We start from the raw sequence: 26190 nt of genomic DNA on the forward strand, positions 1-26190 counted from the left end.
GGTCAGCCGCCACGACGAAGGAGAAGCCAGTGACGTCTCAGCCGCTCGGCCCTGCCGACTACAGCAAGACACCCCGCTACGCGGGCCCCCCGACGTTCGGACTGCTGCCTCGCATCGACGAGGTCGAAGCCGAGCGTCCCGGTGAGAAGATCGACGTCAAGGTCATCGGCATCCCCTTCGACGCCGGCGTCAGCTACCGTCCCGGCGCCCGCTTCGGACCCGCCCACATCCGCCAGTCCTCGAAGCTGCTGCGCCCCTACAACCAGGCCACGAACGTCCACCCGTTCACCTGGCAGCAGGTCGCCGACTGCGGTGACCTCGGCGTCAACCCCTTCGACATCGAAGAGGCCATCACCACCGTCGAGGCCAACGCCGACGCGATGCGCGCCGACGGAGCCAAGCTGCTCACCCTCGGCGGGGATCACACCCTGGCACTGCCGAACCTGCGCTCCCTGCACAAGACGCACGGGAAGATCGCCGTCCTCCACTTCGATGCGCATCTGGACACCTGGGACACCTACTTCGGTGCGCCTTACACTCACGGCACTCCGTTCCGTCGTGCCAGCGAAGAGGGTCTCATCGATATGACCGCGTCGATGCACATCGGCATCCGCGGTCCCCTCTATGGGAAGAAGGACCTCGAAGACGACGAGGTGCTCGGCTTCCAGATCATCCGCAGCGACGACTACCAGTTCACCTCTGTCGCCGACGTCGTCGCCCGCATGCGCAAGCGACTCGGTGATGCCCCTGTCTACATCTCCGTCGACATCGACGTCCTCGATCCGGCGGCCGCTCCCGGCACCGGCACCCCCGAGGCCGGCGGAATGACCAGCCGTGAGCTGCTCAATTCGATCCGCGGACTCCAGGGACTGGGTGTCGTCGGCGCCGAGATCGTCGAGGTCGCCCCGGCCTACGATCACGCCGAGGTCACCGGACTCGCCGCCGCCCATGTCGGCTACGAGATCCTGTCCCTGTGGGCGGCGGAGAACAACGGGATCACGGCGCCCTCCGGCCCGTCCGGCAGCGCACTCGGAGTCTGAGCATGAACGACGAACACAACGTCCGCAACGGCGGCCGTGCAGTGGTGGCGACGCTGGCCGCCCACGGTGTCGATACGATCTTCGGCATCCCCGGCACCCACAATCTCGAGTTCTATCGGCATCTGCCGGAGTTCGGGATCCGCGCCGTGACACCGCGGCACGAGCAGGGAGCCGGCTACGGTGCCGACGGGTACTTCCTCGTCTCCGGCAAGCCCGGGGTCGTCATCACGACCTCGGGGCCGGGGCTGACGAATGTCATCACCGCCGCCGCGACCGCCTATGCCGAGTCCCGCCCGATGCTCATCCTCTCCCCCGGTGTGCCCACCGGGTTCGAACGCGCCGACGTCGGCATGCTCCACGAGACGAAGGACTCCTCCGGGGCGGTGGGTCACCTCCTCGTGTCCTCCCAGCGCACCCGCACCGCCGAAGGCGCCGCTCAGGCCGTCGCCGAGGCGTTTGCCATGTTCGACTCGGCCCGTCCCGGCCCCGTGCACATCGAGGTTCCCCTCGACGTGCTCGAGGGGGCATGGAACGGCAGCGTTCCGGTCCCGTTCGCGGGACGCCGCCCCGGACTCGACGAGCATGTCGTGGCCCGTGCCGCCGAGGCGATGAGTGCAGCCACGCGCCCGCTGGTCATCGCCGGCGGCGGTGCCCGGCGCGCTCACGCCGAGGTCGCCAGTCTCATCGAGGCCCTCGACGTTCCCCTGGCGACGACGGCCAACGGCAAGGGCATCGTGTCCGAGACGCATCCGCTGTCACTGGGTTCGAACGTGCGCTTCCCCAGCGTGCAGGCCGAGTCCGCGGCTGCCGATGTGCTCATCGTGCTCGGATCCGAACTGGCCGACTCCGATCTGTGGGGCGGAGTCATCGGCGCGCAGACGCACATCGGCGTCCGAGATGACTCGGTCTCACAGACCGTCATACGCTGCGATATCGACCCCGACCAGCTGAACAAGAACCTGCCCGGGGACATCCTCGCCTGCGCGGACGCAGGCGAGTTCCTCACCGCGCTCATGAGCGCGCTCGCGTCCGCACCGGCCACCGCCGCCTCGGCGAGGAATGCCGGGACGGATGCGTCCGAACGACACGGATCGGCCGCCTCGGCGAAGGAATCCGGGGCCGCTCGGGTCGCCCGGATCCGGGAGGGTTGGGCCACCGATTTCGACTTCGACGCGATCGGCGCCAGGGTCACCCGGCTCGTCGAAGAGGGAGCGGGATCGACCGTCGTCATCTCCGGTGACTCCTCGCAGGTCACCTACGACGGCACCGTGCACGCCCTGACGGCGAGCACACCCGACCAGCTGCTCTACATGCCCGGATTCGCCACCCTGGGCTACGGCATTCCCGCCGCGCTCGGGGCGAAGCTCGCCGACCCTGCGCGTCCGGTCGTGTGCATCCTCGGCGACGGTGCGGCCATGTTCTCCATCCAGGAGCTCATGACCGCAGCCGAGCTGGGACTGGGCATCCCCTTCGTCGTCGTCGACAACGGCGGATACGCGGAGATCGAAGGACAGATGGTCGACCGCGACATCGAACCCTTCGCCGTCAGGCTCGCCCGCCCGGACTTCGCGAAGCTCGGAGAGTCCATGGGCGGGGCCGGGGTGACGATCGCCGAGGCGGACGTCGACTCCGCCCTGCCCACCGCCATCGCCGAGGCGCTCGAACGCAGGGTGCCCACCGCCATTCACATCACCGTCGGCCACTGAGCCGATCCAACAGAGAGGGTCACCGTGGACTCTGCAATTGTCATCATCTATCTCGCCGCCATGGTGGGATTCGGAGTCTGGGGCCGATTCAAGGCCCATAACCAGGAGGACTTCCTCGTCGCCGGGCGCCGCCTCGGCGGGCTGCTCTACACCGGCACGATGTCGGCCGTCGTCCTCGGCGGCGCGTCGACGATCGGCGGTGTGGGCCTCGGCTACACGGCCGGACTGTCGGGCATGTGGCTCGTGCTGTCGATCGGCTTGGGCATCATCGCGCTGTCGCTGTTCTTCGCGCCGAAGATTCAGAAGCTCGAGATCTACACGGTCTCGCAGATGCTCGAACTCCGCTACGGCAGGGGCTCCCGGTTCGTCTCCGGAGCGATCATGACCGCCTACGGTCTGATGATCTCGACGACGTCGACGGTCGCCTACGCGACGGTCTTCCATACCCTGTTCGACCTCAACAAGGTGTGGTCGGTGCTCATCGGCGGCGGCATCGTCATCCTCTATTCGATGCTCGGCGGAATGTGGTCGATCACGCTGACGGACTTCGTGCAGTTCTTCATCCAGACGATCGGCATCTTCCTCATCATGCTGCCGCTCGTGCTCTCGAAGTCCGGGGGCATCGGTCAGCTGTTCTCCTCGCTGCCCGACACGCACACCTCACCGGTGGGCATCGGCTGGCAGGCGATCCTCGGCTACATCCTCATCTACACCCTCGGTCTGCTCATCGGCCAGGACATCTGGCAGCGCGTGTTCACCGCCCGCAGCCCGGGTGTGGCCCGGTGGGGCGGATTCTCCGCAGGCGTCTACTGCCTGCTCTACGCCGCGGCCGGTGCGCTCATCGGCATGGCCGCGACGACGATCGTGCCCGGCATCGAGGTCCAGGACGATGTGTTCGCCGCCGTCGTCGATGCCTCCATGTCGCCGGTGCTCGGCGGAATCGTGCTGGCTGCGGCGCTGGCCGCAATGATGTCGACGGCGTCCGGTTCGCTCATGGCCGCCTCGACCGTCTGCCGCCAGGACATCGTCGAACCGATCCTCGCCCGCAAGGACATCGTGCCGGCCTCGACCGGATCGTCTGCGGACGGCGCAGCGACGGATGGGTCGACCGCCTCGGCGGATGGAACCGGTTCGGGAACGAGTGCGAGGTCGACGCTCGTGCGGTCGCTGGTGCGCGAGACCGGTGACGAGGTGCGCGACTCGCGCATCTACCTCATCGTGCTCGGCGTCGTCACCCTGGTGCTCGCGATGATCATGCCCAGCGTCGTCGAAGCCCTCACCGTGGCGTACAACCTGCTGGTGGCCGGCCTGTTCATCCCGATTCTCGGCGGCCTCGTGTTCAAGCGCGGCACGATCGTCGGCGTGATGGCCGGCATGATCCTCGGTGCCGTGACCACCGTGGTCGTGATGATCACGATGGGCATCTACTCGAATGAGGCGATCTACCTCGGCCTCATCGCGTCGCTGGTCGGCTACCTCGTCGGGTCCTTCGCATCGAAGCCGACCTCCCCCGAGGTCATGGCCGCCTGGAAGGAACGCATCAACCGCTGATTACTACCTGACGGCGGCCCAGCAACCTCGCGCGAGGTTGCTGGGCCGCCGTCGGGTAGTTCTGGGCGGGTGCGATCTGCGTGCCGGGACGTCGCCCGACTTGGTGCCCCAGGCCACAGTCACCTATATTCGGAGAGTCAGGCTGAGCCGTCCGCAACAGCCCCCGGAAAAGGGCGCCCAGGGCGAGCGGCACTTCAGCCGGTGTCCGAAAAAGGGGCACGAAGCCGCCGGGTCGCGCGTGTGAGACATATATGGATCCCTCGTTTCCATATCTCATTCGCGAAAGGCCAGCCATGGCTCATACTTCTGCGCACGTCGCGCACACTCTCGCCGCCCACATCGACGAGGTCTTCGGCCTCATGGGCAACGGCAACGCCTACTTCCTCGACGCCCTGCTGCGCGGCACTTCTGCCACTTACACCGCCGTCCGCCACGAAGCCGGAGCCGTCGTCGCCGCCGACGCCCACTTCCGCACCTCCGGGCGGATCGCCGCCGCCACCACGACCTATGGTGCCGGGTTCACGAATACGCTCACCGCTCTCGCCGAGGCGGCCCAAGCCAGAGTTCCCCTCGTCCTCGTCGTCGGGGATGAGCCGACATCGGGTCCGCGGCCGTGGGACGTCGACCAGATCGCCATGGCTTCGGCGGTGGGTGTGCGCACGTACACCGTCGGTCGGGTCGATGCGGCCGCCGCAACTGTGACCGCGATCGAGCACGCGCTGACCTACCGGGTGCCCGTGGTGCTCGCGATCCCCTACGATGTCGCGACTCTGGAGCTCGGTGAGATTCCGGCCGTCCCCGGTCCCAGTCGTCCGGCACCGACGGCGCCGACCGGGGAGTTCGCTCATGCGGCCTTTGATCGTCTCGCCACAGATCTGGCCGCGGCGAAACGACCGCTGCTGCTCGCCGGTCGCGGAGCCTGGTTGGCCGGAGCCAGTGACGAGCTCGGTCAACTCGTCGAGCTCACTGGTGCGCTGAGTGTGACGACCGCGCTGGGCCGCAATATCTTCCCGGCTGCCGAACACGACCTGGGAGTCGCCGGCGGCTTCGGCGCCCCGGCCGCGATGGACCGCGTCCGCGAGGCCGATGTCGCCGTGGTCTTCGGAGCCTCGCTCAATCAGTTCACGATGCGTTTCGGAGACCTCTTCCATCCCTCGACGACGGTGTGGCAGATCGACACCGACGACCGTGCCACGAACGCCCGCGTCGGCGGCTTCATCCGAGCCGATGCGACACTCGCTGCCGCCGAGCTCGTGGCACGGCTGAAGTCGACCGGAATCGACGGTGCGAAATATTCGGACAGCGGCGCTCCGCGCTGGCACGACTCCGTCGACACCACCGCCGACCGTGCCTACGTCGTCGGGTCGGAGCTCGCCGGGGACGGACGGCTCGATCCTCGTGCGGCGGCGAGCCGCCTCGGCGAGATTCTGCCGAAGGATCGGGTCGTCGTCTCCGACGGCGGACATTTCATCGCCTGGGCGAACATGTTCTGGGAACCCAGCGCACCGGACCGGCTGGCGATGGTCGGCACCGCGTTCCAATCGATCGGACTCGGCTGGCATTCCGTCGCCGGAGCCGCCCGCGCGAACCCGGAGTCGACGATCGTGCTGACCAGCGGTGACGGTGGCGGAGCCATGGCATTGTCCGACCTCGACACCGCGATCCGGGTCGCCGACGGTCGCGGAATGGCGGTGGTCTTCAACGACGCGGCCTATGGCGCCGAGGTCAACTTGTACGGGCTCAAGGGGCTGGAGAAGTCACCCATGCTCATCGACGAGATCGACTTCGCGGCCCTGGTCACGGCCGCCGGCGGACACGGCGTCGTCGTCCGATCCCTGTCCGATCTCGACATCGTCGAGGAGTGGAAGGCTCGTCCGGTCGACGAACGGCCCTTCCTGCTTCTCGACCTGCGGATCTCCGGCGAGGTCATCGCGCCGTACCAGGAAGAGGTCATTCGCGTGAACTCGTGACCGCGCCCAGCCGGTCGCGGCGCTGGTCCTGGCGCTGGTGGCGGCGTTGATTTCGGCGCCGGTGGCGTCGTTCTGGCGATCGACCCCAGGTGACGAGACGCCACAGCTTCTCCAACGGACCCTGTCCGAACCGGCGCAGCCACAGTGTTGAGACGATGACCTGGACGATGATGATCGCTGCACAGATGACGACTCCGGCGAGGTAACCGCCGCGGTCGTCGAACCGGGCAAGATCGGGCGTCGCCAACCGCACGGTGACGAGGATGACGGTGGCGCCGACGTAGTTGCTCAGCGCCATCCGCCCCAGCGGTGCGAATACGGACTTCAGGACCGCCTCGGCGGGGGTGCGCAGGAGCAGCAGGACGGCGACGATATAGGTCAGGGCCATGAGAATGCCGAGGCCGGCGTTGATCCACTGGTTGATCTGACGGGTCGTGTAGTCGGTGCCGGCGAAGCCGACGATCGTCGCGGCCAGGGCGAGGACACCGGCGATCGCGACTCGTCCGGGATGGGTGAGGACGGAACGGAGGAAACCACTGGCTCCGATGGCGAAGCCGACCAGGAAGAGTCCCGCGATGACGGCCATTCCGCCTCCGGTGGCCACTCCGACCGCGAGCAGAATGACGCCGAGGACGACTGTGACGCCGTTGCGCCACCGATCGGCGATCCATGTAGCCGGCAGCAGAATGACGATCCCGGCGAGCGCATATGGAAGCAGCGCCTCGCCGGGTTGGAGAAGCTGGTGCAAGCCGCCGAGGATGCCGAGGAAGGCGAATCTGCGCAGCAGTGCCAGACGTGGTCGGGAGCTGCGATCCCGCGCGGTCAGCCACATCAGCCCGAATCCGATTCCGAAGAGGAACGAGAAGATCGGGAAGAACCGATTCTGCACGAAGTCTGCATAGAAGCGGTAGAAGTCGCGGGCCCCACCGTCGACGCCGAGGCCGAAGATCGGCGGCAGGTTGACCAGCAGGATCCCGCACAGGGCGAAACCGCGGATGACGTCGAGCGCGGCGATGCGGGGCCGGCCTCGGAGATCGGCGGGACTCACCGAGGCGGCAGCTCTCGCTGTGTCGGAAGGGTCTGTGGCGTCGGCAGGGCCTGTGATGTCGGCAGAGTCTGGGGTGTCGGATTGAGGTTGTGTCATGGTGTCCATCCTTCCCGGATCGGAGACCTGCCACATCGGCCGTGCGACCGAGAAGAGACGAGCGGGGTCGGCCATTCGGCCGATTCTGTCCGGTCGACTGGGCAGGTCCACTGGGCTGGTGGACTGGGCAGGTCGAGCGGGTCCACCGAGCGGACTGGTCGAGCGGGAGGTCGGAGCTGGGGCCGCTGGAATCAGCCGTTCGAGTTCATGACCCCCGATTCCCACATGCGGGCGGCGATCTCGACGCGGTTGCGAGCATCGAGTCGGGCCTGGATGCTGCCCAGATGGGTCTTCACGGTGCCGAGTGAGATGAAGAGTTCGGCGCAGATCTCCTGGTTCGTCCGCCCCACTGCCACAAGCTTCGCGATCTCGGACTCCCGGTCGCTGAGGCGGTCGATGTGCGCCGTCTTCGACCGGGGTGCGCAGGTGCGCCGTCTGAGCAGGTCGAGAGTCAGCGTCGGTGAGATGAGCGCATCGCCGTTCGCCGCCGCCCGGACACCGGCGAGCAGGAGGTCCGCGCCGGCGTCCTTGAGCAGGAACCCGCTGGCTCCCCCGGCGAGAGCCGCATCGACGTAGTCGTCATCGTCGAAGGTGGTGACCATGATGACCTGGGAATACGGAGTCAGCCGCGGAAGCGCGGTCAAACCGTCGAGGCGCGGCATGCGGATATCGAGGAGCACCACATCGGGCTGTTCGCGTTTGACCAGGTCGATCGCATCGACCCCGTCCGCGGCTTGTCCGATGACGCGGATATCGGCTTCGGCGTCGAGGATGAGCGAGAATCCCATTCGCACCATCTCCTGATCATCGACGACAGCAACGGTGATCATCGGTTCTCCCCTTGTCGGTGGTCGCTGCGTGGATCGAGCGGCAGTCGTGTGATGACGCTCCACCCTCCCCCGGGTTCGGGGCCCGCTTCGATCCTCCCACCGAGGTGGCCCACCCTCACACGCAGACTGCTCAGTCCCGTTCCGCTTCCGGCTCCGATCCCACCGGCACCGGGTCCGTTGGCCACGGTCATGATCAGAGCGCCGGGACCGTCGGATCCGGTGCGGTTCCCGGTGCTCTCTGGTGAGATCAGGTCGGCGGGCGCGGTCGTGACGGTGACCGTCACCGGGACATCGGCTCCGGCATGACGGCGCACGTTCGTCAGGGATTCGACGAGCACACGGTCGAGGACGGGCCAGACGGGGGCGGCCACCTCGGTGGGGGCCTCGATCGTGATCGTCGCGGATTCGCCGAACGCCGCGATCCGGTCACGCAGGGACTGCGGGCCGGTGGCGATGGGAGTGCGGGAAGCGGGCTGGAAGTCGGGACCGGACGCCGTTGTCGACGCCGTGACCGGCGAAGCATCGGTTCGAGTGTCGCTGCGGGCGTCGGAGACGAGTCGGCGGATCTCCTCGAGCGCGCGGGTCCCCGAATCTTCGATCTTGGTCAGGGCCGTCGACCTCAGGTCCGCGTTGTCGCTGCGTCCGGCGGCTTGGGCGAGGACGACGATGCCGGTCACCTCGTGGGCAATGAGGTCATGGAGTTCGGTGGCGATGCGACGTCGCTCCGCCTCGGCGGCGGTGGCCTGTCTCTCGACCAGCGTGCGGTCATTCGATCGCAGCATCAGTCCGATCGCGATCGCGGCGATGACCAGGGCGAACACCATGAGCGCGAAGGTCGCCCCGTCGGCCATGACCAGGGGACAGACGATGTTCGCGACTGCGAGAACGACGATGGAGGCGATGTTCAACCGGCTCGACGAAGTCCGGGCGAGCATCGCCAGCGCCACCAGGCTCAGCCACAGGCTCGTCAGACTCATCGTGGCGGCGACGGCGGCCAGGGCGAGGCCGCCGAGCAGTCCGAGGACGGCCCACTCCAGCGGTGCAGACCGTCCAGGACGCGACTGGGCGCGAACGAGGATGGGCACGCCGACGGCCACGGCGATGACGTTGCCGAGGATCAGTGACCAACCGCTGCCGATGAACAGTTCCAGGGCGAAGGTCAGCGGGACCGGGATCAGCCACAGCCGGGTGAGGAGTCGTCTCATTTGCTCACAGTCTAGTCAACGTCGGATCGCGGGGCCTGGGTTATCGGCTTCGGCACTGTCGTGTGCTGCGCTGCCGGCAACGACGGCAGTCCGTGTCAACGGCCGTCCGTGTCAGCGGCAGGCGGTGTCCGCGTATTCGACTTCGACGACGACGCCATCGTCGCCCGCGGACACGTTCCGCACTTCGGCCTCCTGCGGCAGAGCGCGGTCGGTGAGGGAACGCCCATTTCCGAGAACGTCGAGCCGGTTGCCTTCCGTCCGGGCGGAGAAGGTCACCTTCTTGCCATCGATGGTGGCCACCTCGGTGTAGGAGTCGTCGGGATTCTTCACCGGCCGGACCTGGCCCGACGGGTAGTCGAAGGTGATGAAGCGGGTGAGCCGGTCGGCGTGGCCGTCGACGAGGTGGTGGACGAGGACCTGATCCTTGTTCGTTCCCTTCGCCGGGTCGAGGTCGACGTAGCTGAGGTCGGCGGTGTGCTGTGCGGCGTAGAGCAGGTAGGGGCGACCGTGGACGTCGATCGTGTCGGGGGTGATCACGCAGCCGTCCAGGTAGTCGGCGACGTCGGCTTCGAGTACGGCTTTCGCACGGTTCTCGCCGATGAGGAGGCCGCCGATGATGGCGGCAATGGTGGCGACGACAGCGGCGAGGGAGATGAGTGCCTTCTTCATGGGTGTGTGGAGTCCTTATCGGATCGGAGTGAGCAGTCAATGCGCTGCGCCGCGGTTTCACGGCCGGCGGTGGCTGCTGCCTGACACACTCGATCCTTCCGGTTTCGGGCAGGACGGACCTCGGCCGAATGGCTGATCGCGCTCGGCCGAGTGGCCGGAATTGGGCGAGGTCAGTCCTCTGCGGACTTTGCCGCGCGGTCGGCAGTGGTCCAGACACCGATGAAGAGTCCGAGGATGACCAGCCACCCTGCGACGGCGAGAACGTCTCCGAGAGCCGTCGGCCAGGCAAAGGACTCCACGCCTGACAACGCACATGCGAATCCGCCGGCGATGATGCTGATGGTGATGAGCCAAGGAACTGTCGCACGGTGACCGGCCCGCCACGCAGCGTCGGACCGCATCGTCTTGGCTGTCCGGATCCCGATCGCACGATTGCGGGGCAGGCGGTCGCCGCGGATGACGAGCACGAGAGCGATGCCGACTACGGCGAGGACGAGGTAGCCGATCAGCGGCGGATAGAACATCGGGGCCGGTCTCCTCCTTGGACTCGGATCCACCGTATCGCACCGGGGCTGAACCAAGCGGATGTCGTGAACTCGGCGGCGGACGAACTGACAGATGGGAGCGGAACTGTCTGACCGCCTCGGCGAGGATGTTCGCCCGTTTCGAGGTGTCGTCACTGCTGGTTTAGGGATTTTCGGGCAGCGAAAAGCCCCGGATCCTTGCGGAATCCGGGGCTCAGTCACGTGGAGATGGCGGGAATCGAACCCGCGTCCGTCGGCAGATTGTCAGGACTTCTCCGGGCGCAGTTCGTGAAAACAGTGTCTTAGGTTCTGGCCCCTGCACGAACACATGGACCAACGAACGGAGTTGAGTAAAAGTCCCTCAGATGCCCCCAACATGCATCTGAAGCAGTGGCCTCTTAAGCGACGCCAGGATCTAGAGCAGAGGCAACTCTAGGCTGACGGATTCGCAGCTCGCGCTCTATCAGGCAGCGAGGGCGAAATCGGTGCGGTTGTTAGACTTAGCACCTATTGTTTTGCAGAGGACATTAACGAGATGACTCTGCATTCTCGGCCCGCTTCTCCCGACGCAGTGTCCAACGTCGAAACCGATCATCCCCATATTCTGTTACCAAACCTGATCAGCGGTTTCTCCGCCGAGGCGGTTGCTGGCACCGACCAGATACTCCAGCATACTCGTAGAACACACACCGAGCCAATTGCATTCCCTGAACTCGGCGAATACGGGACCGGGCGTGCCCGAATGCGCTCCGGCCGCCTCGGCGAGGGAGGTGGAGATGGCGGGAATCGAACCCGCCGTCGACCAACCCTTACAGGTACTGCTTGGATTTCATGGCGCGTTCGGCTTCGCGTTTGTCCTGCGCCTCGCGCAGAGCCTGACGCTTGTCCCATTCGCGCTTACCCTTGGCCAGGGCGATCTCGACCTTGACGCGTGAACCGTCGAAGTAGAGCTCGAGCGGAACCAGGGTCCGACCGGATTCCTTGACCTTCTGCGAGATCTTGAGGATCTCCTCGCGGTGAAGCAGCAGCTTACGACGGCGGCGGGCCGAGTGGTTCGTCCACGTTCCCTGCAGATATTCGGGAATGTAGACGTTCTCCAGCCAGGCCTCATTCTGGAAGATGAGGGCGAAGCCGTCGGTGAGCGAGGCTCGACCTTCGCGCAGCGATTTCACCTCGGTGCCGGTGAGTACGAGCCCGGCCTCCCACGTGTCTTCGATGTGATAGTCGTGGCGCGCCTTGCGGTTCCTCGCAATGACTTTCTTGCCTGTGTCCTTCGGCATGACCGGCCTCCTCTCTGCTCCCGATTCTGCTTCCGATCACCAGTGCACGCGTTTGCGGGCACAGCCATCCATTCTATCCCATCGGCCACCTTCCGCACGCCCGTCCCCTCCCAGAACTACCTGACGGCGGCTGAGCAACCTCGCGCGAGGTAGCTGAGCCGCCGTCAGGTAGCAATTAGAAGATGAAGGGTTTGGGATCGACGTAGGTGCCGTTCTTCATGATCTCGAAGTGCAGGTGGCAGCCGGTCGACGCGCCCGTCGTACCGGAGTACGAGATGATGTCGCCCTTCTTGACCCTCTGCCCGTCGCGGACCTTGAGCTTCGTGTTGTGGTTGTAGGTCGACGCGATCGAATCGCCCTTGATCTTGCCGTGGGAGATGACAACGCGATTGCCGTAGCCGCCGGTCCAGCCGGAGGTGACGACGATCCCGTCGCCGGCCGCACGGATCGGAGTTCCGCAGGGGACACCGAAGTCCATTCCGGTGTGCAGCTTCCGTGCGCCTGTGATCGGGTGGACGCGGTATCCGAACGGCGACGTCGTCGGGTATCCCTTGGCAGGATTGGCCAAGTCTCCGTCACCGAAGACGAACTTGCCCTTCTTCTCCTGCTCCTTCTCCCATTCCCGGACCTTCTTGGCCAGACGATCCTGCTCGGCCTTCTCGTCGGCCAGCTGCTTCTCGGTCTTGGCCTTGTTGTCGGAGATGGTCTTCTCCGCATCGTCCTTCGCGGAGATGAGATCGTTGAGGCTGTCGGCCTTCTTCTTCGCATCGACCTGCGCGGCCTCCTTGGCCAGCACCGCCTCAGCGGCTTCGTCCTTGAGGTCGGAGATCTTCTCGGTCACGCCCGAGAGCCGCTCTTCGTTGTTCTTATTCAGCGCCCGCTGTTCGGAGAGTTTGTCGATCGTGCGCTGCTGGGACCGCACTGCAGAGTCGACGCGGCCGATACCGCCGTCGGCACTCGTGCCCTCGGCCATCTGCAGCAGCATCGCCAGATCGGAGGTGATGCCCGAGTTCTGATAGGCCTGCCGCCCGATGCGCGCGGCCGAGGTCTTGTGCTTGTCGATCTCCTCGGTGCCGGACTTGATCGTGTCCTTGAGGTCTTTCTGCGCATTCTCCGCCGAGGTCAGGCGCGCGGCCATGTCCTCGTCCTTTTCGATCGCCTTCGCCAGCGCATCGTCGGCGGCCTTCGATTCGGCTTCGGCATCCGGCAGCTTCTCCTGCGCGGCGTCGCGTTCGGCGATGACGCGGGCGAGTTCCTCGTCGAGGCCTTCGAACTCCTGCTGGAGTTCCTTGACGCGTTCGTCGACCTCGCTTTTGTCGTCGCGCGGGTCGGCCACCACCGAGGTGACCGGCATGATCACCGCCAGTGCGGCGGCCGTGACGACGAGTCCGAGTCTGCGTCTCATCTCAGACCTTCGTGTACTTGTTCAGCGTGATCAGCGACGAGGCTCCGGCCATGAGCACACCGATGATGATGAGCACGGGGGTGATGAGGAGGACGTCCCATCCGGAGATGAGACTGAATCCCGTGGCCTGCGACTGCAGCCAGCCGCTGACTCCGAAGCGGACGAGCAGCCCCAGGGCACCGGCGGACAGGGTCGCCCCGATGGCTGAGGCGATGACCCCCTCGAGCAGGAAGGGCATCTGGATGAAGGTGTTCGACGCACCGACCAGTCGCATGATGCCGGTCTCCCTGCGTCTGGAGAACGCGGAGAGTCGGATGGTGGTGGCGATGAGCAGCATCGCGCACAGCAGCATGATGCCGGCGATCGCGATCGCCACGATGGTCGCGATGTTGAGCACCCCGAACAGTCGATCGAGCAGCTGGTTCTGGTCGACGACCTCTTCGACCCCGGGAGTCGACGAGAACGTCTCCTTGATGATGTCGTACTTCTCGGCGTCCTTGAGCTTGACCCGGAAGGACTCGTTCATCTCGTCCTTGGGCACGGTGCCTTCGAGGCTGGTGCCCTTGAACTGCTCCTGGAAGTGTTCGTAGGCCTCGGTCTTGTCCTCGAAGTAGACCTTGTCGACATAGGGGGCCAGATCGGAGCTTTCGAGTTCGGCCCGGATCTGGTCCTTCTGGTCTCCAGTTACCTCACCGTCGACGCAGTTCGTCGCTTCCGAATCCGGCGGGCACAGGAACACTGAGACCTGCACACGGTCGTACCAGAAGTCCTTCATCTGCCCGACCTGCATCTGCAGCAGGATCGCGGCTCCGACGAAGAGCAGGGACACGAAGGTCACGAGCACGACGGAGATGACCATGGAGAAGTTCCGGCGCAGGCCCGACCAGACTTCGGAGAGGATGAAACCGGCCCTCATGAGGCGACTCCGTAGGTGCCTTCTTCGACGTCGCGGACGATCTCGCCTTCGCGCAGTTCGATGACCCGCCGGCGCATCCGGTTGACGATCTCTCCGTCGTGAGTGGCCATGAGCACGGTGGTGCCGTTGCGGTTGATCTTCTCCAGCACGTTCATGATGTCCGCGCTCGTGGCCGGGTCGAGGTTGCCCGTCGGCTCGTCGGCGAGCAGAATTCCGGGTTTGTTGACCACGGCGCGGGCAATGGCCACACGCTGCTGCTCACCGCCGGAGAGCTCACTGGGGTACCGCTTCTCCTTGCCTGCCAGGCCCACGGTCTCGAGGACGTCGGGGACGAGGGTCGACATGGCCGCGCGGGACTTTCCGATCACCTGGAGGGCGAAGGCCACATTGGCGAACACGGTCTTGTTCGGCAGCAGGCGGAAGTCCTGGAACACGGTTCCGATCCCCCGCCGCAGGTAGGGCACCTTCCAGCTGGGCATCTTCACCACGGACTTTCCGGCGATGTGGATGCGTCCGGCGCTGGGGACCTCTTCACGCAGAATGAGTCGGATGACCGTGGACTTTCCCGAACCGGAAGCCCCGACGAGGAACACGAATTCCCCGCGGTCAGCCTCGAACGAGATGTCGTCGAGTGCTTTGCGGGAACGTGTGTCGTAGGACTTCGAAACGGAGTCGAATCTGATCAAGTCGGTCTTCAATCATGTTGCGGGTGGCTCGGCCGCTTCCACTGTACGTAACAGTTCCGTGATGTTCGCGGAGGCGGCCGGGCGTGTGGTGCGATCTGATGAAGTTCACAGTCGCCTCGGTGATGGTCGAAACCTCGCCGAGGCGGCCGACCCTCAGTCGGCCATCGACCGAGCGAGACGGCTCGGTACCGTTGCCCGAAGGATCAGGCCTCGGCCTCTTCGGCCATCTCCTGTTCCTTGCGCCAGCGGATGCCGGCTTCGATGAGTCCGTCGAGGTCGCCGTCGAAGACCGCCGAGGGGTTGTTGACCTCGTAGCCGGTGCGCAGGTCCTTGACCATCTGGTACGGATGGGTCACATACGAGCGCATCTGGTCGCCCCAGCTGGCCTTGATGTCGCCGGCCAGCTCCTTCTTCTGCGCGGCCTCTTCCTGGCGCTTGAGGTCGAGGAGGCGGGACTGGAGGACGCGCATCGCAGCTTCACGGTTCTGGATCTGGGACTTCTCGTTCTGCATGCTCACGACCACACCGGTGGGGATGTGCGTGATGCGCACGGCCGAGTCAGTCGTGTTCACCGACTGTCCGCCGGGGCCCGAGGACCGGTAGACGTCGATGCGCAGATCGTTCTCGTCGACCTCGACATGGTCCGTCGACTCGATGAGCGGGACCACCTCGACGGCAGCGAATGATGTCTGACGGCGTCCCTGGTTGTCGAAGGGGCTGATGCGCACGAGGCGATGGGTGCCGGCTTCGACCGACAGCGTGCCGTAGGCATAGGGCGCGTCGATCTGGATGGTCGCGGACTTGATGCCTGCACCTTCGGCATAGGAGGTGTCGAGCTCCTGAACCTTGTAGCCGCGGTTCTCCGCCCACCGGACGTACATGCGGGTGAGCATCTGCGCCCAGTCGGTCGCGTCGTCGCCGCCGGCACCCGAACGCACGGTCACAACGGCGGAGCGCTCATCGTATTCGTGGCTGAGCAGGGTCGAGATCTCGAGTTCGGCCAGCTGATCGCGCAGCTTCCTGATGTCGCGGTCGGCTTCGTCGAGCGAGTCCGAGTCACCTTCGTCCTGGGACATCTCGACGAGCAGCTCGGCATCGTCGATGCGCTGCCCGAACTTCTCGAGCTTCTCCAGGGTGCCCTGCTTGTGCGAGAGCTTGGCCGAGGTCTTCTGTGCCGAGTCGGGGTCGTCCCAGAATGTCGGCGAGGACGCCTGCTCCGTGAGCTCGGCAACCTCGTCGCGCAGATTGTCCAGATCGGACACGTCGAGAATCGCTTTGTACGTCTGGCGGAGGTTGGCGATTTCAGAAGAGTAATCAGTGGAGGCCATAATGATGCGATTCTAGTGCATGCCCCCTCCCCACCCAGAACCGACGGATGCGCGCCGAGGCGGGACCGCCTCGGCGCGCATCTGCACCATCCCCCGGTTGAGGTCAGGCGGGCACGAGTTCGGGCACGGTCGCCCAGGTGTCGGGGCCGAAGACCTCGAAGTGGATATTGTCCTCGGGCACGTCGAGCGCATCGAGTCCGCGGCGCACGGCCTTCATGAACGGGGGCGGACCGCACAGGTACACCTGCGCGTCGACGGGGACGTCCACCTCGGCGAGGTCGATGAAGCCCTCGTGGACGGTCTCACTCGTCCCCCGCGCTCCGAGCTGTTCGTACCAGTGGTGCATCCGGGCACCCGGCAGCTGGGCCACGAGCTGCGCCATCTCCTGCCGGTGGGCGTGGGAGGCCATCGACTGGTCGGCGTGGAGGACCGTGACCTCGCGCCGGGATTCCTTGGACACGAGGTCATTGAGCGCACCGAGGATCGGGGTGCAGCCGATGCCCGCAGAGACGAGGAGCAGCGGGGTCTCGGCCTCTTCGACGACGAGGTCGCCGTAGGGCAGCGAGCAGCGGACCCGGTCGCCTTCGAAGACATTTCCATGGATGAAGTTCGACACCTCACCAGCAGGGACGCCCGCTTCCGCGCAGCCCGGTTCGGCCTTGATCGTCACCGCCCAGGAGTCGTTCGAACTCGTCCGGGTGAGGCTGTACTGGCGGATCTGCCGCGCCCCGTTAGGCAGCTGCACCTGGACGGAGATGTACTGCCCGGGCCGGGCCTGCGGCAGAGCTCCACCATCGGGGCGAGCGAGGAGGAGGCTGACGGTATGCGGTGATTCCTGCCGGCGGCGGGTGACGACCAGGTCGGACCAGACGTCACCGGGGTCGACGTCGTGGTGGGCGTAGAGCGTGTGTTCGGCGGCGATGAGGGTATTCGCCATATCCCAGTAGACCTCGGTCCACGCGTCCACGACCTCGGGGATGGCCGCTCCGCCGAGGACCTCGCCGATGGCGGCGAAGAGGTGCTCGTAGACGATCGGGTACTGGTCTTCGGTGATGCCCAGCGAGGCGTGCTTGTTCGCGATCCGGCTCATCATCGCGTCGATGTTCGGCGCATCCTCGGACACGAGCAGGCTGGCATAGGCGGCGATCGCGCCGGCCAGCGCCTTCTGCTGTTCGCCTTGGGCCTGATTGCCGCGATTGAACAGGTCAGCAAGCAGGTCGGGACGGGCGGTGAACATCCGGTCATAGAAGATCGGGGTGATGTCGCCGATGGCCGATCCGATGACGGGAAGGGTGTCTTTGACGATGGTGAAAGCGGGTCGGGAGATCACTTGTGCTCCTTTTGCGGCACCGGTGCACCGCGCAGCGGGAACGGCCTTTCCAGGTCGCAGTCGTTCTTGGCAGTTTCAACCGTACTCGGACCACGACGCCGAATTCTACGCATTGTAGAATATGAGATTCTTCGTACCAGCCGGGAGGCGAGGATCCCTTCGACAGCAGGAAAAGCGCCGCCGGCGGGAGATCTCATTCATCCCGCCGGCGGCGCGGCTCACATCGCTTCACACGAAGACTGGTGAGGAAAATATAGATCGAAACCCACCCCTGCGCAAGACGAAAAGCCCCCTTAGTGACATTCGTGAAACTACACGGCGGGCATTTGCCGAAGCGATTCTCCGTTATCCACAGATTTGGTTTTTCACTAGATTCTTCATTCGACTACAGATAGGTTAAACAGCAAATCACGCTGTCTATTGAATGATCAGGCAAGGGTTCAGAGTGGAAGCCACCGAAGTCATCACCAGCGAGGTTCACAAACGGATCAGAGATCTCGATGTGGATCCCCGCGCCGATATTCAGCGCTCTCGTGAGCTCATTCGCACCGTCATCGCCGAATACGACGAGCGCAGCCTCGTCGCCGATCTCCCCCTGCTCGAGGACAAAGAGGCGACTTTCCGGCATATCGATCATCAGCTCTCGGGTTTCGGTGCCCTGCAGGACTATTTCGACGATCCGCACGTCGAAGAGATCTGGGTCAACTCACCTATATCGAGCATCGTGCCAGGTGAGAAGCCTACTTCTGGCCTCCAGTCCGCGAGGAGTCCGCAGGAGAACCGAAAGCCTCATTGAAGATCGACTCCACGGCCACACGCGTCTTCTCCTCCGCGCTCGGCCACAAGTGCGAATACGTGTCCAGCGTGACCGATGCCGACTTATGCCCCATCGCCCTCTGCACTGTCACGACGTCGCAGCCAGCAGCGATCAAACCAGAAGCGAAAAAGTGCCGAAGATCATGAGACGTGTACTTCAGGCCCGTCTTCTCCGCAGCTTTCGAGAACCGGTATTCGTGCAACCTCGGCCACATCGGTCCATTGTCGCGCCCGAGCAGGAGCCACCGGTCGTCGCCGTATGTCCCGAACTCCTGCAAGTGCCGAGAGATCTCGTGCAGGACCAATTGGGGAAGGTGGATAGTCCGATCGGAGTTGTACTTCGGTTCGCGGATCTCGACCGGGTGAGGCATCCGCCGTTGCACCTGCCGTCGAACATGCAACTGCTGACGCATGAAGTCGACGTCCTCCAGTTGCAATCCGCAGATCTCGCCCTGCCTGAGTCCCGCGAACGCACCAACGACGAACGCAACCCGAAAGAACGGCTCAGAAGCGTCCATAAGCGCACGAACCTCCTCCGACGACGGGATATTCATCGTCGATGCCCTTGACGCCGCACCGGGGCGTTTAACGCCGCCTGAGGGGTCGAAAGCAATGAGCCGGTCCCCCACAGCGGCCTTGAACACCGCTCTCATGAGTCCGAGGCGGTTAGAGATCGTCAGGGCGGCGAGACCGTCAGTCGACATTTTCTTTACCCACGTCTCTACGTGCGACTTCTTGATCTTCAGGAGCGGCATATCCCCGAATGTGACGGTGCCGGCTACGTGGTCATAACTGGAACGGGTGCCCCTCGTCCAGATCTGCCGAGTCGACCACGAATCGTAGAACTCCGTGAAGGTAACGAGACCGGCTTTAGGGTCGACGTAATCACCGCGAACCACTGAAGCCGTGACAGTGTTCAACCACTGCTGAGCATCGATCTTCCGGGCGAAGTGCCGAGCGTGCTCATTGCCGTCCGAGTCCCGGTATCGAGCACGCCATTTGCCGTTAGGTCGTTTCTTGATCGACGCCACTCTGTGCCTCCTGATCCTTCAGCCAGGCGGCGGCATCTTCAGCGGTTCCCTCCGCTGGATGCGGACCCAACTTAAACCTACGCGCCTCCATCTCCATGATGACTCGCTCGAGGCCCGGAAGCGCCTGAGGCGGCAGCGAAGCGTCTACGGCCTTTTCAGCGTCCTCCTCGGACTGGCCCTGCATGACCCGGCGAAGAATCTTAATCTCGCGTTCGGAGTCCATCGTCAGCGTCAGAATCTTATGGAGTCGATCGAGATAGGCGTCGATGCGCTTCTGCTGCGCAAGGAAAGCGAAGTCCTCAGACACCAGGTTCTCTAGCAGGGAGCCGGCCAGAATATCGGGACCCAGAACCCGCAGAAGCTCCTCTAGCTGCGTCACGGTCATCTCCTGGCCCTGCTCGAGCCTCGAGACAATCCGCTGCGTCCAGTCGTTACCCACCTGCTCAGCAAGCTCCGTCTGATTGAGGCCCTTGGCCTTGCGCACGCGCTTGAGATTCTGGTTGATCGTCTTCATGCAGCCATTTTACCAACATAGCGTCTAACACGGCCAACAGCGCACTTTTAGACCCAGAGTTGACATATAACCGTCTTACGTGTATAGTCAGACACCTAGACGTTACACGTCTACTGCGGTTGGCAATCACATATGGGACTCAAGCAAGACCCCGAGACCACACGGTCCTCGGGCATACCAACAATTTCTAAGGAGAAAACAATGACTACCACTGACCGACTGCTCTTCGTCGAAGAAGTCGCTGAGATGATCCGCCGATCGCCGGCCTCCGTTCGCTTCATGATCCACGCCGGCACCGCCCCCAAGTCCGCAAAGCTGGCTGGACGCAGAATGTTCCGCGAATCCGACGTCCTCGCCTGGATCGACGAACAGTTCGAAAAGGAGGCGTCATGACCATCTACGACGTCCCCGTAGACGACACGGTGTTCTTCCCCGTCAGCGGCGACATGCTCCGACGCATGAAGCACGACGAGGACCAACGCCTCACAAAACAAAACGACACCGGAGATCCCGCCAAGAATCCATCCGGTGCCGTCAACCTGAACAACCTGAAAGGTGAACAAGATATGTTGCAAGTCAGTATATCCCACAACGATCTCGTCGTCCATCCCATTTGGTGCGACCCCGAGCAGTGCATCGCCCCCGACTTCGCAGAACTGGGCGACCGCCGGCTCCACCATAAGAACCTCGGCTACATCGGAGTAGCTGAACGCGAAGGCATCGACGTTACCCTCGTCAAGTTCGACGACGAAGACCCCGAGATGATCGTCGGAGACGCTTCTCTGAACCTCCAGCAGCTCGAGAACCTGATCCTCCTCCTCGACACTGCACGCGTCCGACTGATCGAAGCGACCGGCACCGGATACACGCTGACCAACGCAGGCCGCGACGCACTTGAACGGGAGGACTGATGTGGCATTCAGCAAGCTCGACTGGCAGCAGACGATCCTCCGTGGAGTCGGTAAGGACCTCACACACGTTCAGGTCCGAATTCTTCTGCACCTGAGCACGTACTCCGACTCGAAAGACGGAGGCAGGATCCACCCCGGCAAGAAGCGCGTGGCCGATGAGATCGGATGCAGTCGAACGACCATCGACAAGGCGATCAACGTCCTCGTCGAACGGGGATATCTCAGGCTCGTTCAGCAAGGCGGAAACCAAGTGCGCCGAGGCTTCGCAAACGTCTACCAGCTGACCTACCCGAAATGGGTACTAGGCGAATCCACAAGCCCCCCAAATGCTGGACATGGCGCAACTGATGTTCATGCACAAGGGGAACAGCCAGTGGACATAGCCCCCCAGCAATTGGACACAAGCCCCCCAGCAATTGGACATGAAGCCCCCCAGCAATTGGGGTCCCATCCGGTTATAGATCCAGGTAACTACCCGGTGAAATCACGAGCACTCAACTCTCCGAGATTGAGTGACTCGCAGAAGAACCGACGTCCCTACAACCTCGCAGAAGATGCACGCTCAGACCTCATCACCTGCATACAGCATGTAGCTCGAAAGCTGGCACCAGGAAGCGGGTACGACGAATACGACGACGCACTCCAGGAACTCCTCTACCACATCACCATCTACATCGGTGATGAAGCGCGAGACGTATGGGAACACGAATGGAAGGTGTCAATGCCACAGATGGACGCCTCGAGTGCAGAACAGAAGCTCGACCACTTCATCGGCCACCTCGTCGCAAACGGCTACCCCATCACCGAAATGGAGAGAGCCAGCTAATACCCGCCACTACTCGAGTACACCGGGGGTCTGAAAGATCAGGCCCCCACTGTCAGAAAGGCCCCCATGTCTAAGAAACCCGGCCTATCAGTTAGGCCCACCACCATCCACGGCGAACCTGCCCTGCACATCTGTCGCGGCTACCTCGCCACTATGAGAGTTCGCATGGACGAAGCTACCGATCTCGCCAACGCAATCATTGATCTCGTCGAAGGTGGTGATGCTGATGGTGATGCAACCATGCGTTGAGTGCGGAGAACTCAGCGAGAAGAACAGATGCTCGAGACACAAGCTCAAACACTCACCGAAGACGACACGATCACATGCAGCAGACTTCAACAGATCAAAGTGGAGAAGACTTTCACAGAAGCTTCGCAAGGCTTCACCATTCTGCGAGGTATGTGGAACCTCCGATGACCTGACAGTCGATCACATCGTCCGAGTCGTCGATCGACCCGAATGGACATACGAACCCGACAACTGCCGCATCCTCTGCCGATATCACAACGGGAAGATCGCACGAACTCCAGCGACCGCCGAAGTCGAAAACGAAATCGGAAAGAAGATCGCCGCATCGAAAGCCCGACGTCTTCGACTACGTGCGGGGTTGCACCAACCGGAGGTCGAAGATCGGCCACCCGGCAAGGCTCTCGTTCCCTCTCACATTGTGGACAAGGAGGTATCAAGTGGCGATCAAGGCTGGACCGAAGGCCCCGATCAGTGTTGAGCCGCTGGACGTCTCTCACCTGCCGTCTGGTCGTGCTGCTAGGCGTATCAAGTTCATCGAGGAGTTCTGCATCGTACCGAAGGGTGTCGGTGCAGGAGATCCGGTAAAGCTGCGCACGTTCCAGAAAGACATTATCAAGGGTGCTTTTGGGAAGAAGATTCGCACTGGTCTGGTTTCCATGCCTCGAGCGAACGGGAAGACCGCACTGGCTGCAATGCTGGCCGTGGCAGAACTGTTCGCCGGCCCTATGTCGGCTGAAGTCCTCGTCGTTGCTACGGATGAACGGCAGGCGAAGCTCACTCTGAACCTGGCACGACGCATGATCGAGCTGAACCCGGTTCTCCTCGAGCGGACACACATCTACAAAGACCGCATCGTCGTTCCCCAGAATGACGCCACTCTGGTCCCGCTCCCGGCGGACGCTGACGCGCTGCATGGTTGGGATCCGACTCTCCAAATAGTCGATGAACTCCACGTCGTCACGGAGCCGGTATGGGAAGCCGTGTCGTCGGTAGCGGGTAAGCGTCCCGAGTCGTTGACGCTGGCGATCTCGACTCCTGCATCGTCTCAGGAATCGATCATGTGGAAGCTCGTGGAGCATGGTCGTGAAGGCGCTGACAAGTCGTTTTGGCTGAAAGAGTACTCAGCACCCGGAGGATGCTCTACAAGCGACGAACAAGCGTGGAAGGCTGCCAATCCCGCCCTATCGTGTTCTAGGCCGTTCCTGGCCATTGACGGGCTGGCGTCGGCACGTAAGACGCTACGCGAACCCGTATTCCGGCAGCTCCGTCTCGGCCAATGGGTGTCAGGTTCGGACTCATGGTTGCCGTTCGGAGCACTCGACGAAGTGCGAGATCTTCACCGCGTCGTCGATCCCAAGGAGAAAGTCGTTCTCGGCTTCGACGGGTCCGCTTCTGGAGACTCCACAGTCCTCATTGGCTGCACCGTCCTGAACCCGCACCTATTCGTCGTCGGTATGTGGCAGAACCCCGGCGACGAACGCTGGCGTGTCCCCCGTGGCGAAGTCGACCGGGCCGTCGATCAAGCCTTCGACGATTACAACGTCGTCGAGCTGGCTTGTGACATGTGGGGGTGGCGTTCGGAGATCGAATCGTGGCAGGAGCGTCACGGTGAGAAACGAGTCGTCGAGTACAACACCGCGTTCGCTCGACGCATGGCCCCGGCAACCGACCGTCTCTATCAGGCGGTCATGGAACACATGGTGACTTACGACGGAGATCCCGAGCTGGCTGCTCACTTCTCCAACACAGTCGCCAAGTCAACAACGCTCGGAGATCTCGTGTCGAAGGACAAGAAGAACTCTCCGCGCAAGATCGACGGCGCAGTTGCCTCGATTATCGCGTTCGACCGTGCCGCTTGGCACGCCAATCAGAAGACCTCGAAGAAAGTTAGGACTTTCGCATGAACAAGACTCTCGAATCTCTCCTCCAGAAGCTCGACGAACCTATCGGCACCTATTCGGAGTTGGACCGCTATTACAGTGGCCGGCAGGCACTCGCCTATCTCGCTCCCGAGGCGAAGACCGCTCTGGGGAACAGGTTTGGGCGCATGGCGTCGAACATTCCTCGTCTGGCCGTGACCGCGTTGTCGGAGCGGCTGCGCATCACCGGCTTCAAGACGAATGACGACGATTCTCTCGTCTGGGCCGATTGGATCCGCAACAACCTCGATCAGCACTCCGGCGTCGTTCACCGTGAAGCCCTCACGCTGGGCAAGTCCTACGTCATCGTCTGGGTGGATACGTTTGGACGTCCGCAAGCGACTGTCGAATCAGCACGGCAAGTGACTGTCCTGCGTCACCCGGCGACGCGTGAAGTTCTCGCAGCAGTGAAGCGTTGGACGACTGACAAGACGACTGAGGCGGTTCTCTACACCGCCGAGGCGATCACCCGCTTTTCTGCGAAGACGACCGGCGCAACTACGACTGGCTTCTCCTCCGTCGAGGTCATCGAGAACCCGCTAGGTGTTGTCCCCGTCGTCCCGTTCATCAATGGTGATCGTCTCCTCGACGATGGTGTCTCCGAGATCGAAGATCTGATCCCCCTCGTCGACGCACTGAATAAGACGCTGGCTGATCTCATGGTGTCGTCGGAGTACGTCGGCAGGCCCAGACGCTGGGCAACCGGCATCGAGCTCGAGGAGGACGAGGACGGCAACGCCGAGAACCCGATCCCTGAAGGCCCCCGCGCCATGGTGTCGGAATCGTCGGACACTAGGTTCGGACAACTCCCGGCTGCGGATCTCGGAGCCTATGAAGCATCTGTCCGCATCATCTTGGGACAGATCATGGCCGTCTCCGCGCTCCCGTCGCATTACATCGGTATTACGACGTCGAACCCTGCATCGGGTGACGCGCTGCGAGCTTCTGAGGCGTCACTGACCGCACGGGCTGAGGCACGCCAGGATCAGTTCTCGAGATCGTGGGAATGGGTAGCACGGCTGCTAATCGCCGTCCGCACCGGCAAACCGATCGATCAGATCGAGGCTGAAGTTTCGTGGGCTGACGCCGCTACGCGTTCAATCGCGCAGGAGGCTGACGCCGTGGTGAAGCTCGTCCAGTCCGGGATTCTTCCCCCGTCCTACGCGCTCGAGCGTCTGGGATATTCGCAGGCTGAGATCGAACGCATCCGGGAAGCGAAACGTCTCGAGTCGTTCGACGCAGCCGCAACCGCGGGGATCAGTGAATGAGTTTCGAGACTGCACTGAACTCATTGTCCGGGCAAGTCAGGGCACGGGCTGAGAAGCTGCTCGACGCCTTCGAGTCGGGACAGATCTCGCAGGGCACGTTCATTACCGCCATGGCCGACGTTGTGGGACAGGCACGAGCTCAGGGCGCTACTTATGCCGTGTCTGTCCTCCGCGACTACGTGGAGACCGCGCTACAGGCCCCCGTCGCCGTGTCTCCTGCAATGCCACCGGCTGACCTTAAACGCCTCGAAGGTGCCGTCGTGACGATTCTCGGATCCGACCAGGACACGCGAATGCAGATCGTCCGCCTAGCGACTGGAGAGACGTTGGACGCCGCGCACCAGGCTTACGGCGAATCCATGGAGAAGCTGCCAATGGTGAAGGGGTGGACTCGAGGCGTCGACTCGCAGGCGTGCGAACTCTGCCAGTGGTGGGGACGTGACGGTCGTGTGTTCCGTCCCGATCATGTGATGCCCCGACATAAGGGTTGTGTGTGCCACCCGGTGCCCACGATCACCCGTACTAGCAATTATCAGAACGAGAAGCAGGCCGCGAACGCGGCCCGAACGAATATGCGCCGCGAGGCAAAGAGAGGAAACACCAATGTCGCTTGAGCAGATGAACGACGAGGAGATCGTCGAGCAGGAGACCGTCGACCAGGAGCCGGTCGAAATCCCCGAGGTCGACGAGACTCCCGAGGCCCCGGAGCCGACCGACGAGGAGCAGGACACGTTCCCGCGTGATTACGTCGAGAAGCTGCGTGACGAGAACGCAAAGTACCGTCAACGAGCACAGAAGGCCGACGATCTCGCCCACCGGCTACACAATGCCCTTGCAGCGGCCACAGGACGCCTACAGGACGCTTCCGACCTCGAATACAGTCCAGAACACCTAGACGACCCCGAAGCCCTGGATACGGCCATTACGGAGCTTCTGGAGAAGAAGCCTCACCTGGGGTCTCGGAAACCTTCAGGGAGCATCGGGCAGGGCGTGTCAGCCGGTGGCACTACAGTTGACCTCGCCGGTCTCCTCCGGCAACGAGCGTAAAGGAGCGCAAAGTGGATACGAGTAG

Annotated in this window: 27 protein-coding genes and 1 other RNA gene; 14 read left to right on the forward strand and 14 right to left on the reverse strand. The window is 63.4% G+C overall.

Annotation, left to right across the window (positions count from 1 at the left end):
* The first annotated feature begins 29 nt into the window (after positions 1 to 29).
* The 4 genes from speB to QYM46_RS13315 all read left to right on the forward strand — a co-directional run bounded on the left by speB (position 30) and on the right by QYM46_RS13315 (position 6267).
* Positions 30 to 1040, forward strand: coding sequence for an agmatinase (gene speB / locus QYM46_RS13300; RefSeq protein WP_169252824.1), 1011 nt, complete (start codon positions 30 to 32; stop codon positions 1038 to 1040).
* Positions 1041 to 1042: 2 nt separating this feature from the next.
* On the forward strand, positions 1043 to 2746 hold the full coding sequence (locus tag QYM46_RS13305) for a thiamine pyrophosphate-binding protein (protein ID WP_432789298.1): 1704 nt from the start codon (positions 1043 to 1045) through the stop codon (positions 2744 to 2746).
* A gap of 24 nt (positions 2747 to 2770) precedes the next feature.
* Positions 2771 to 4297 carry a sodium:solute symporter gene (locus tag QYM46_RS13310; protein WP_432789299.1) on the forward strand — a complete coding sequence of 509 codons (1527 nt, stop codon included), beginning with the start codon at positions 2771 to 2773 and terminating at the stop codon, positions 4295 to 4297.
* 293 nt (positions 4298 to 4590) lie between these two features.
* Positions 4591 to 6267: a thiamine pyrophosphate-binding protein gene (locus QYM46_RS13315; RefSeq protein ID WP_432789300.1), complete on the forward strand. Its 1677-nt coding sequence runs from the start codon at positions 4591 to 4593 to the stop codon at positions 6265 to 6267.
* Here the strand turns inward: QYM46_RS13315 and QYM46_RS13320 are convergent.
* The 12 genes from QYM46_RS13320 to QYM46_RS13375 form a co-directional block, all read right to left on the reverse strand.
* Positions 6248 to 7411 (reverse strand): DUF418 domain-containing protein, encoded by a 1164-nt coding sequence (locus tag QYM46_RS13320; protein ID WP_432789301.1) that lies wholly within the window; start codon positions 7409 to 7411, stop codon positions 6248 to 6250. The two genes, QYM46_RS13315 and QYM46_RS13320, sit on opposite strands and share 20 nt — an antisense overlap.
* A gap of 191 nt (positions 7412 to 7602) precedes the next feature.
* Positions 7603 to 8241, reverse strand: a complete 639-nt coding sequence (locus QYM46_RS13325; protein WP_432789302.1) for a response regulator — start codon at positions 8239 to 8241, stop codon at positions 7603 to 7605.
* Positions 8238 to 9446: a sensor histidine kinase gene (locus QYM46_RS13330; protein ID WP_432789303.1), complete on the reverse strand. Its 1209-nt coding sequence runs from the start codon at positions 9444 to 9446 to the stop codon at positions 8238 to 8240. Before QYM46_RS13330 ends, QYM46_RS13325 begins: the two co-directional genes overlap by 4 nt.
* A gap of 111 nt (positions 9447 to 9557) precedes the next feature.
* A complete protein-coding gene (locus QYM46_RS13335) occupies positions 9558 to 10115 on the reverse strand; it encodes a hypothetical protein (protein WP_432789304.1) in 558 nt (185 codons plus the stop codon).
* A gap of 170 nt (positions 10116 to 10285) precedes the next feature.
* The gene (locus QYM46_RS13340) at positions 10286 to 10639 is read right to left on the reverse strand and encodes an SdpI family protein (RefSeq protein WP_432789305.1); all 354 of its coding nucleotides are present in this window, start codon (positions 10637 to 10639) and stop codon (positions 10286 to 10288) included.
* Positions 10640 to 10859: 220 nt separating this feature from the next.
* Positions 10860 to 11238, reverse strand: a transfer-messenger RNA (tmRNA) gene (ssrA, locus tag QYM46_RS13345).
* Between the two features lie 210 nt (positions 11239 to 11448).
* A complete protein-coding gene (smpB, locus tag QYM46_RS13350) occupies positions 11449 to 11919 on the reverse strand; it encodes an SsrA-binding protein SmpB (protein WP_432789306.1) in 471 nt (156 codons plus the stop codon).
* A 175-nt stretch (positions 11920 to 12094) separates the two neighbouring features.
* Positions 12095 to 13324: a peptidoglycan DD-metalloendopeptidase family protein gene (locus QYM46_RS13355; protein ID WP_432789307.1), complete on the reverse strand. Its 1230-nt coding sequence runs from the start codon at positions 13322 to 13324 to the stop codon at positions 12095 to 12097.
* 1 nt (position 13325) lies between these two features.
* A complete protein-coding gene (ftsX, locus tag QYM46_RS13360; protein ID WP_169252834.1) occupies positions 13326 to 14240 on the reverse strand; it encodes a permease-like cell division protein FtsX in 915 nt (304 codons plus the stop codon).
* Positions 14237 to 14926, reverse strand: coding sequence for a cell division ATP-binding protein FtsE (ftsE, locus tag QYM46_RS13365; RefSeq protein ID WP_025780920.1), 690 nt, complete (start codon positions 14924 to 14926; stop codon positions 14237 to 14239). The genes ftsX and ftsE overlap by 4 nt, the downstream gene beginning before the upstream one ends.
* A gap of 203 nt (positions 14927 to 15129) precedes the next feature.
* The gene (prfB, locus tag QYM46_RS13370; protein ID WP_432789308.1) at positions 15130 to 16254 is read right to left on the reverse strand and encodes a peptide chain release factor 2; all 1125 of its coding nucleotides are present in this window, start codon (positions 16252 to 16254) and stop codon (positions 15130 to 15132) included.
* Between the two features lie 103 nt (positions 16255 to 16357).
* Entirely contained in the window at positions 16358 to 17584 is a 1227-nt protein-coding gene (locus tag QYM46_RS13375; RefSeq protein WP_432789309.1) for a globin domain-containing protein, read from the reverse strand.
* 445 nt (positions 17585 to 18029) lie between these two features.
* Here QYM46_RS13375 and QYM46_RS13380 point away from each other — a divergent pair, with 445 nt between their 5' ends.
* Entirely contained in the window at positions 18030 to 18380 is a 351-nt protein-coding gene (locus tag QYM46_RS13380; protein ID WP_432789310.1) for a hypothetical protein, read from the forward strand.
* Here the strand turns inward: QYM46_RS13380 and QYM46_RS13385 are convergent.
* Entirely contained in the window at positions 18325 to 19431 is a 1107-nt protein-coding gene (locus QYM46_RS13385) for a tyrosine-type recombinase/integrase (RefSeq protein WP_432789311.1), read from the reverse strand. The genes QYM46_RS13380 and QYM46_RS13385 overlap by 56 nt on opposite strands.
* Positions 19406 to 19945 (reverse strand): helix-turn-helix domain-containing protein, encoded by a 540-nt coding sequence (locus QYM46_RS13390; RefSeq protein WP_432789312.1) that lies wholly within the window; start codon positions 19943 to 19945, stop codon positions 19406 to 19408. Before QYM46_RS13390 ends, QYM46_RS13385 begins: the two co-directional genes overlap by 26 nt.
* A gap of 201 nt (positions 19946 to 20146) precedes the next feature.
* Here QYM46_RS13390 and QYM46_RS13395 point away from each other — a divergent pair, with 201 nt between their 5' ends.
* The 9 genes from QYM46_RS13395 (at position 20147) to QYM46_RS13435 (ending at position 26165) form a co-directional block, all read left to right on the forward strand.
* Positions 20147 to 20338 carry a helix-turn-helix transcriptional regulator gene (locus QYM46_RS13395; RefSeq protein WP_432789313.1) on the forward strand — a complete coding sequence of 64 codons (192 nt, stop codon included), beginning with the start codon at positions 20147 to 20149 and terminating at the stop codon, positions 20336 to 20338.
* The gene (locus tag QYM46_RS13400) at positions 20335 to 20856 is read left to right on the forward strand and encodes a hypothetical protein (protein ID WP_432789314.1); all 522 of its coding nucleotides are present in this window, start codon (positions 20335 to 20337) and stop codon (positions 20854 to 20856) included. The genes QYM46_RS13395 and QYM46_RS13400 overlap by 4 nt, the downstream gene beginning before the upstream one ends.
* 1 nt (position 20857) lies before the next feature.
* Positions 20858 to 21682, forward strand: coding sequence for a helix-turn-helix domain-containing protein (locus QYM46_RS13405; RefSeq protein WP_432789315.1), 825 nt, complete (start codon positions 20858 to 20860; stop codon positions 21680 to 21682).
* Positions 21683 to 21748: 66 nt separating this feature from the next.
* Positions 21749 to 21931 (forward strand): hypothetical protein, encoded by a 183-nt coding sequence (locus QYM46_RS13410; RefSeq protein ID WP_432789316.1) that lies wholly within the window; start codon positions 21749 to 21751, stop codon positions 21929 to 21931.
* The gene (locus tag QYM46_RS13415) at positions 21915 to 22409 is read left to right on the forward strand and encodes an HNH endonuclease signature motif containing protein (protein ID WP_432791740.1); all 495 of its coding nucleotides are present in this window, start codon (positions 21915 to 21917) and stop codon (positions 22407 to 22409) included. Before QYM46_RS13410 ends, QYM46_RS13415 begins: the two co-directional genes overlap by 17 nt.
* Positions 22369 to 23835: a terminase large subunit domain-containing protein gene (locus QYM46_RS13420; RefSeq protein WP_432789317.1), complete on the forward strand. Its 1467-nt coding sequence runs from the start codon at positions 22369 to 22371 to the stop codon at positions 23833 to 23835. The genes QYM46_RS13415 and QYM46_RS13420 overlap by 41 nt, the downstream gene beginning before the upstream one ends.
* Positions 23832 to 25118 (forward strand): phage portal protein, encoded by a 1287-nt coding sequence (locus QYM46_RS13425; protein ID WP_432789318.1) that lies wholly within the window; start codon positions 23832 to 23834, stop codon positions 25116 to 25118. Before QYM46_RS13420 ends, QYM46_RS13425 begins: the two co-directional genes overlap by 4 nt.
* A complete protein-coding gene (locus QYM46_RS13430) occupies positions 25115 to 25732 on the forward strand; it encodes a hypothetical protein (protein WP_432789319.1) in 618 nt (205 codons plus the stop codon). Before QYM46_RS13425 ends, QYM46_RS13430 begins: the two co-directional genes overlap by 4 nt.
* Positions 25722 to 26165 (forward strand): hypothetical protein, encoded by a 444-nt coding sequence (locus QYM46_RS13435; protein WP_432789320.1) that lies wholly within the window; start codon positions 25722 to 25724, stop codon positions 26163 to 26165. The genes QYM46_RS13430 and QYM46_RS13435 overlap by 11 nt, the downstream gene beginning before the upstream one ends.
* The last annotated feature ends 25 nt before the right edge of the window (positions 26166 to 26190 follow it).

The sequence above is a fragment of the Brevibacterium sp. K11IcPPYGO002 genome (assembly GCF_050920635.1).
In the GTDB taxonomy this organism is placed as follows: domain Bacteria; phylum Actinomycetota; class Actinomycetes; order Actinomycetales; family Brevibacteriaceae; genus Brevibacterium.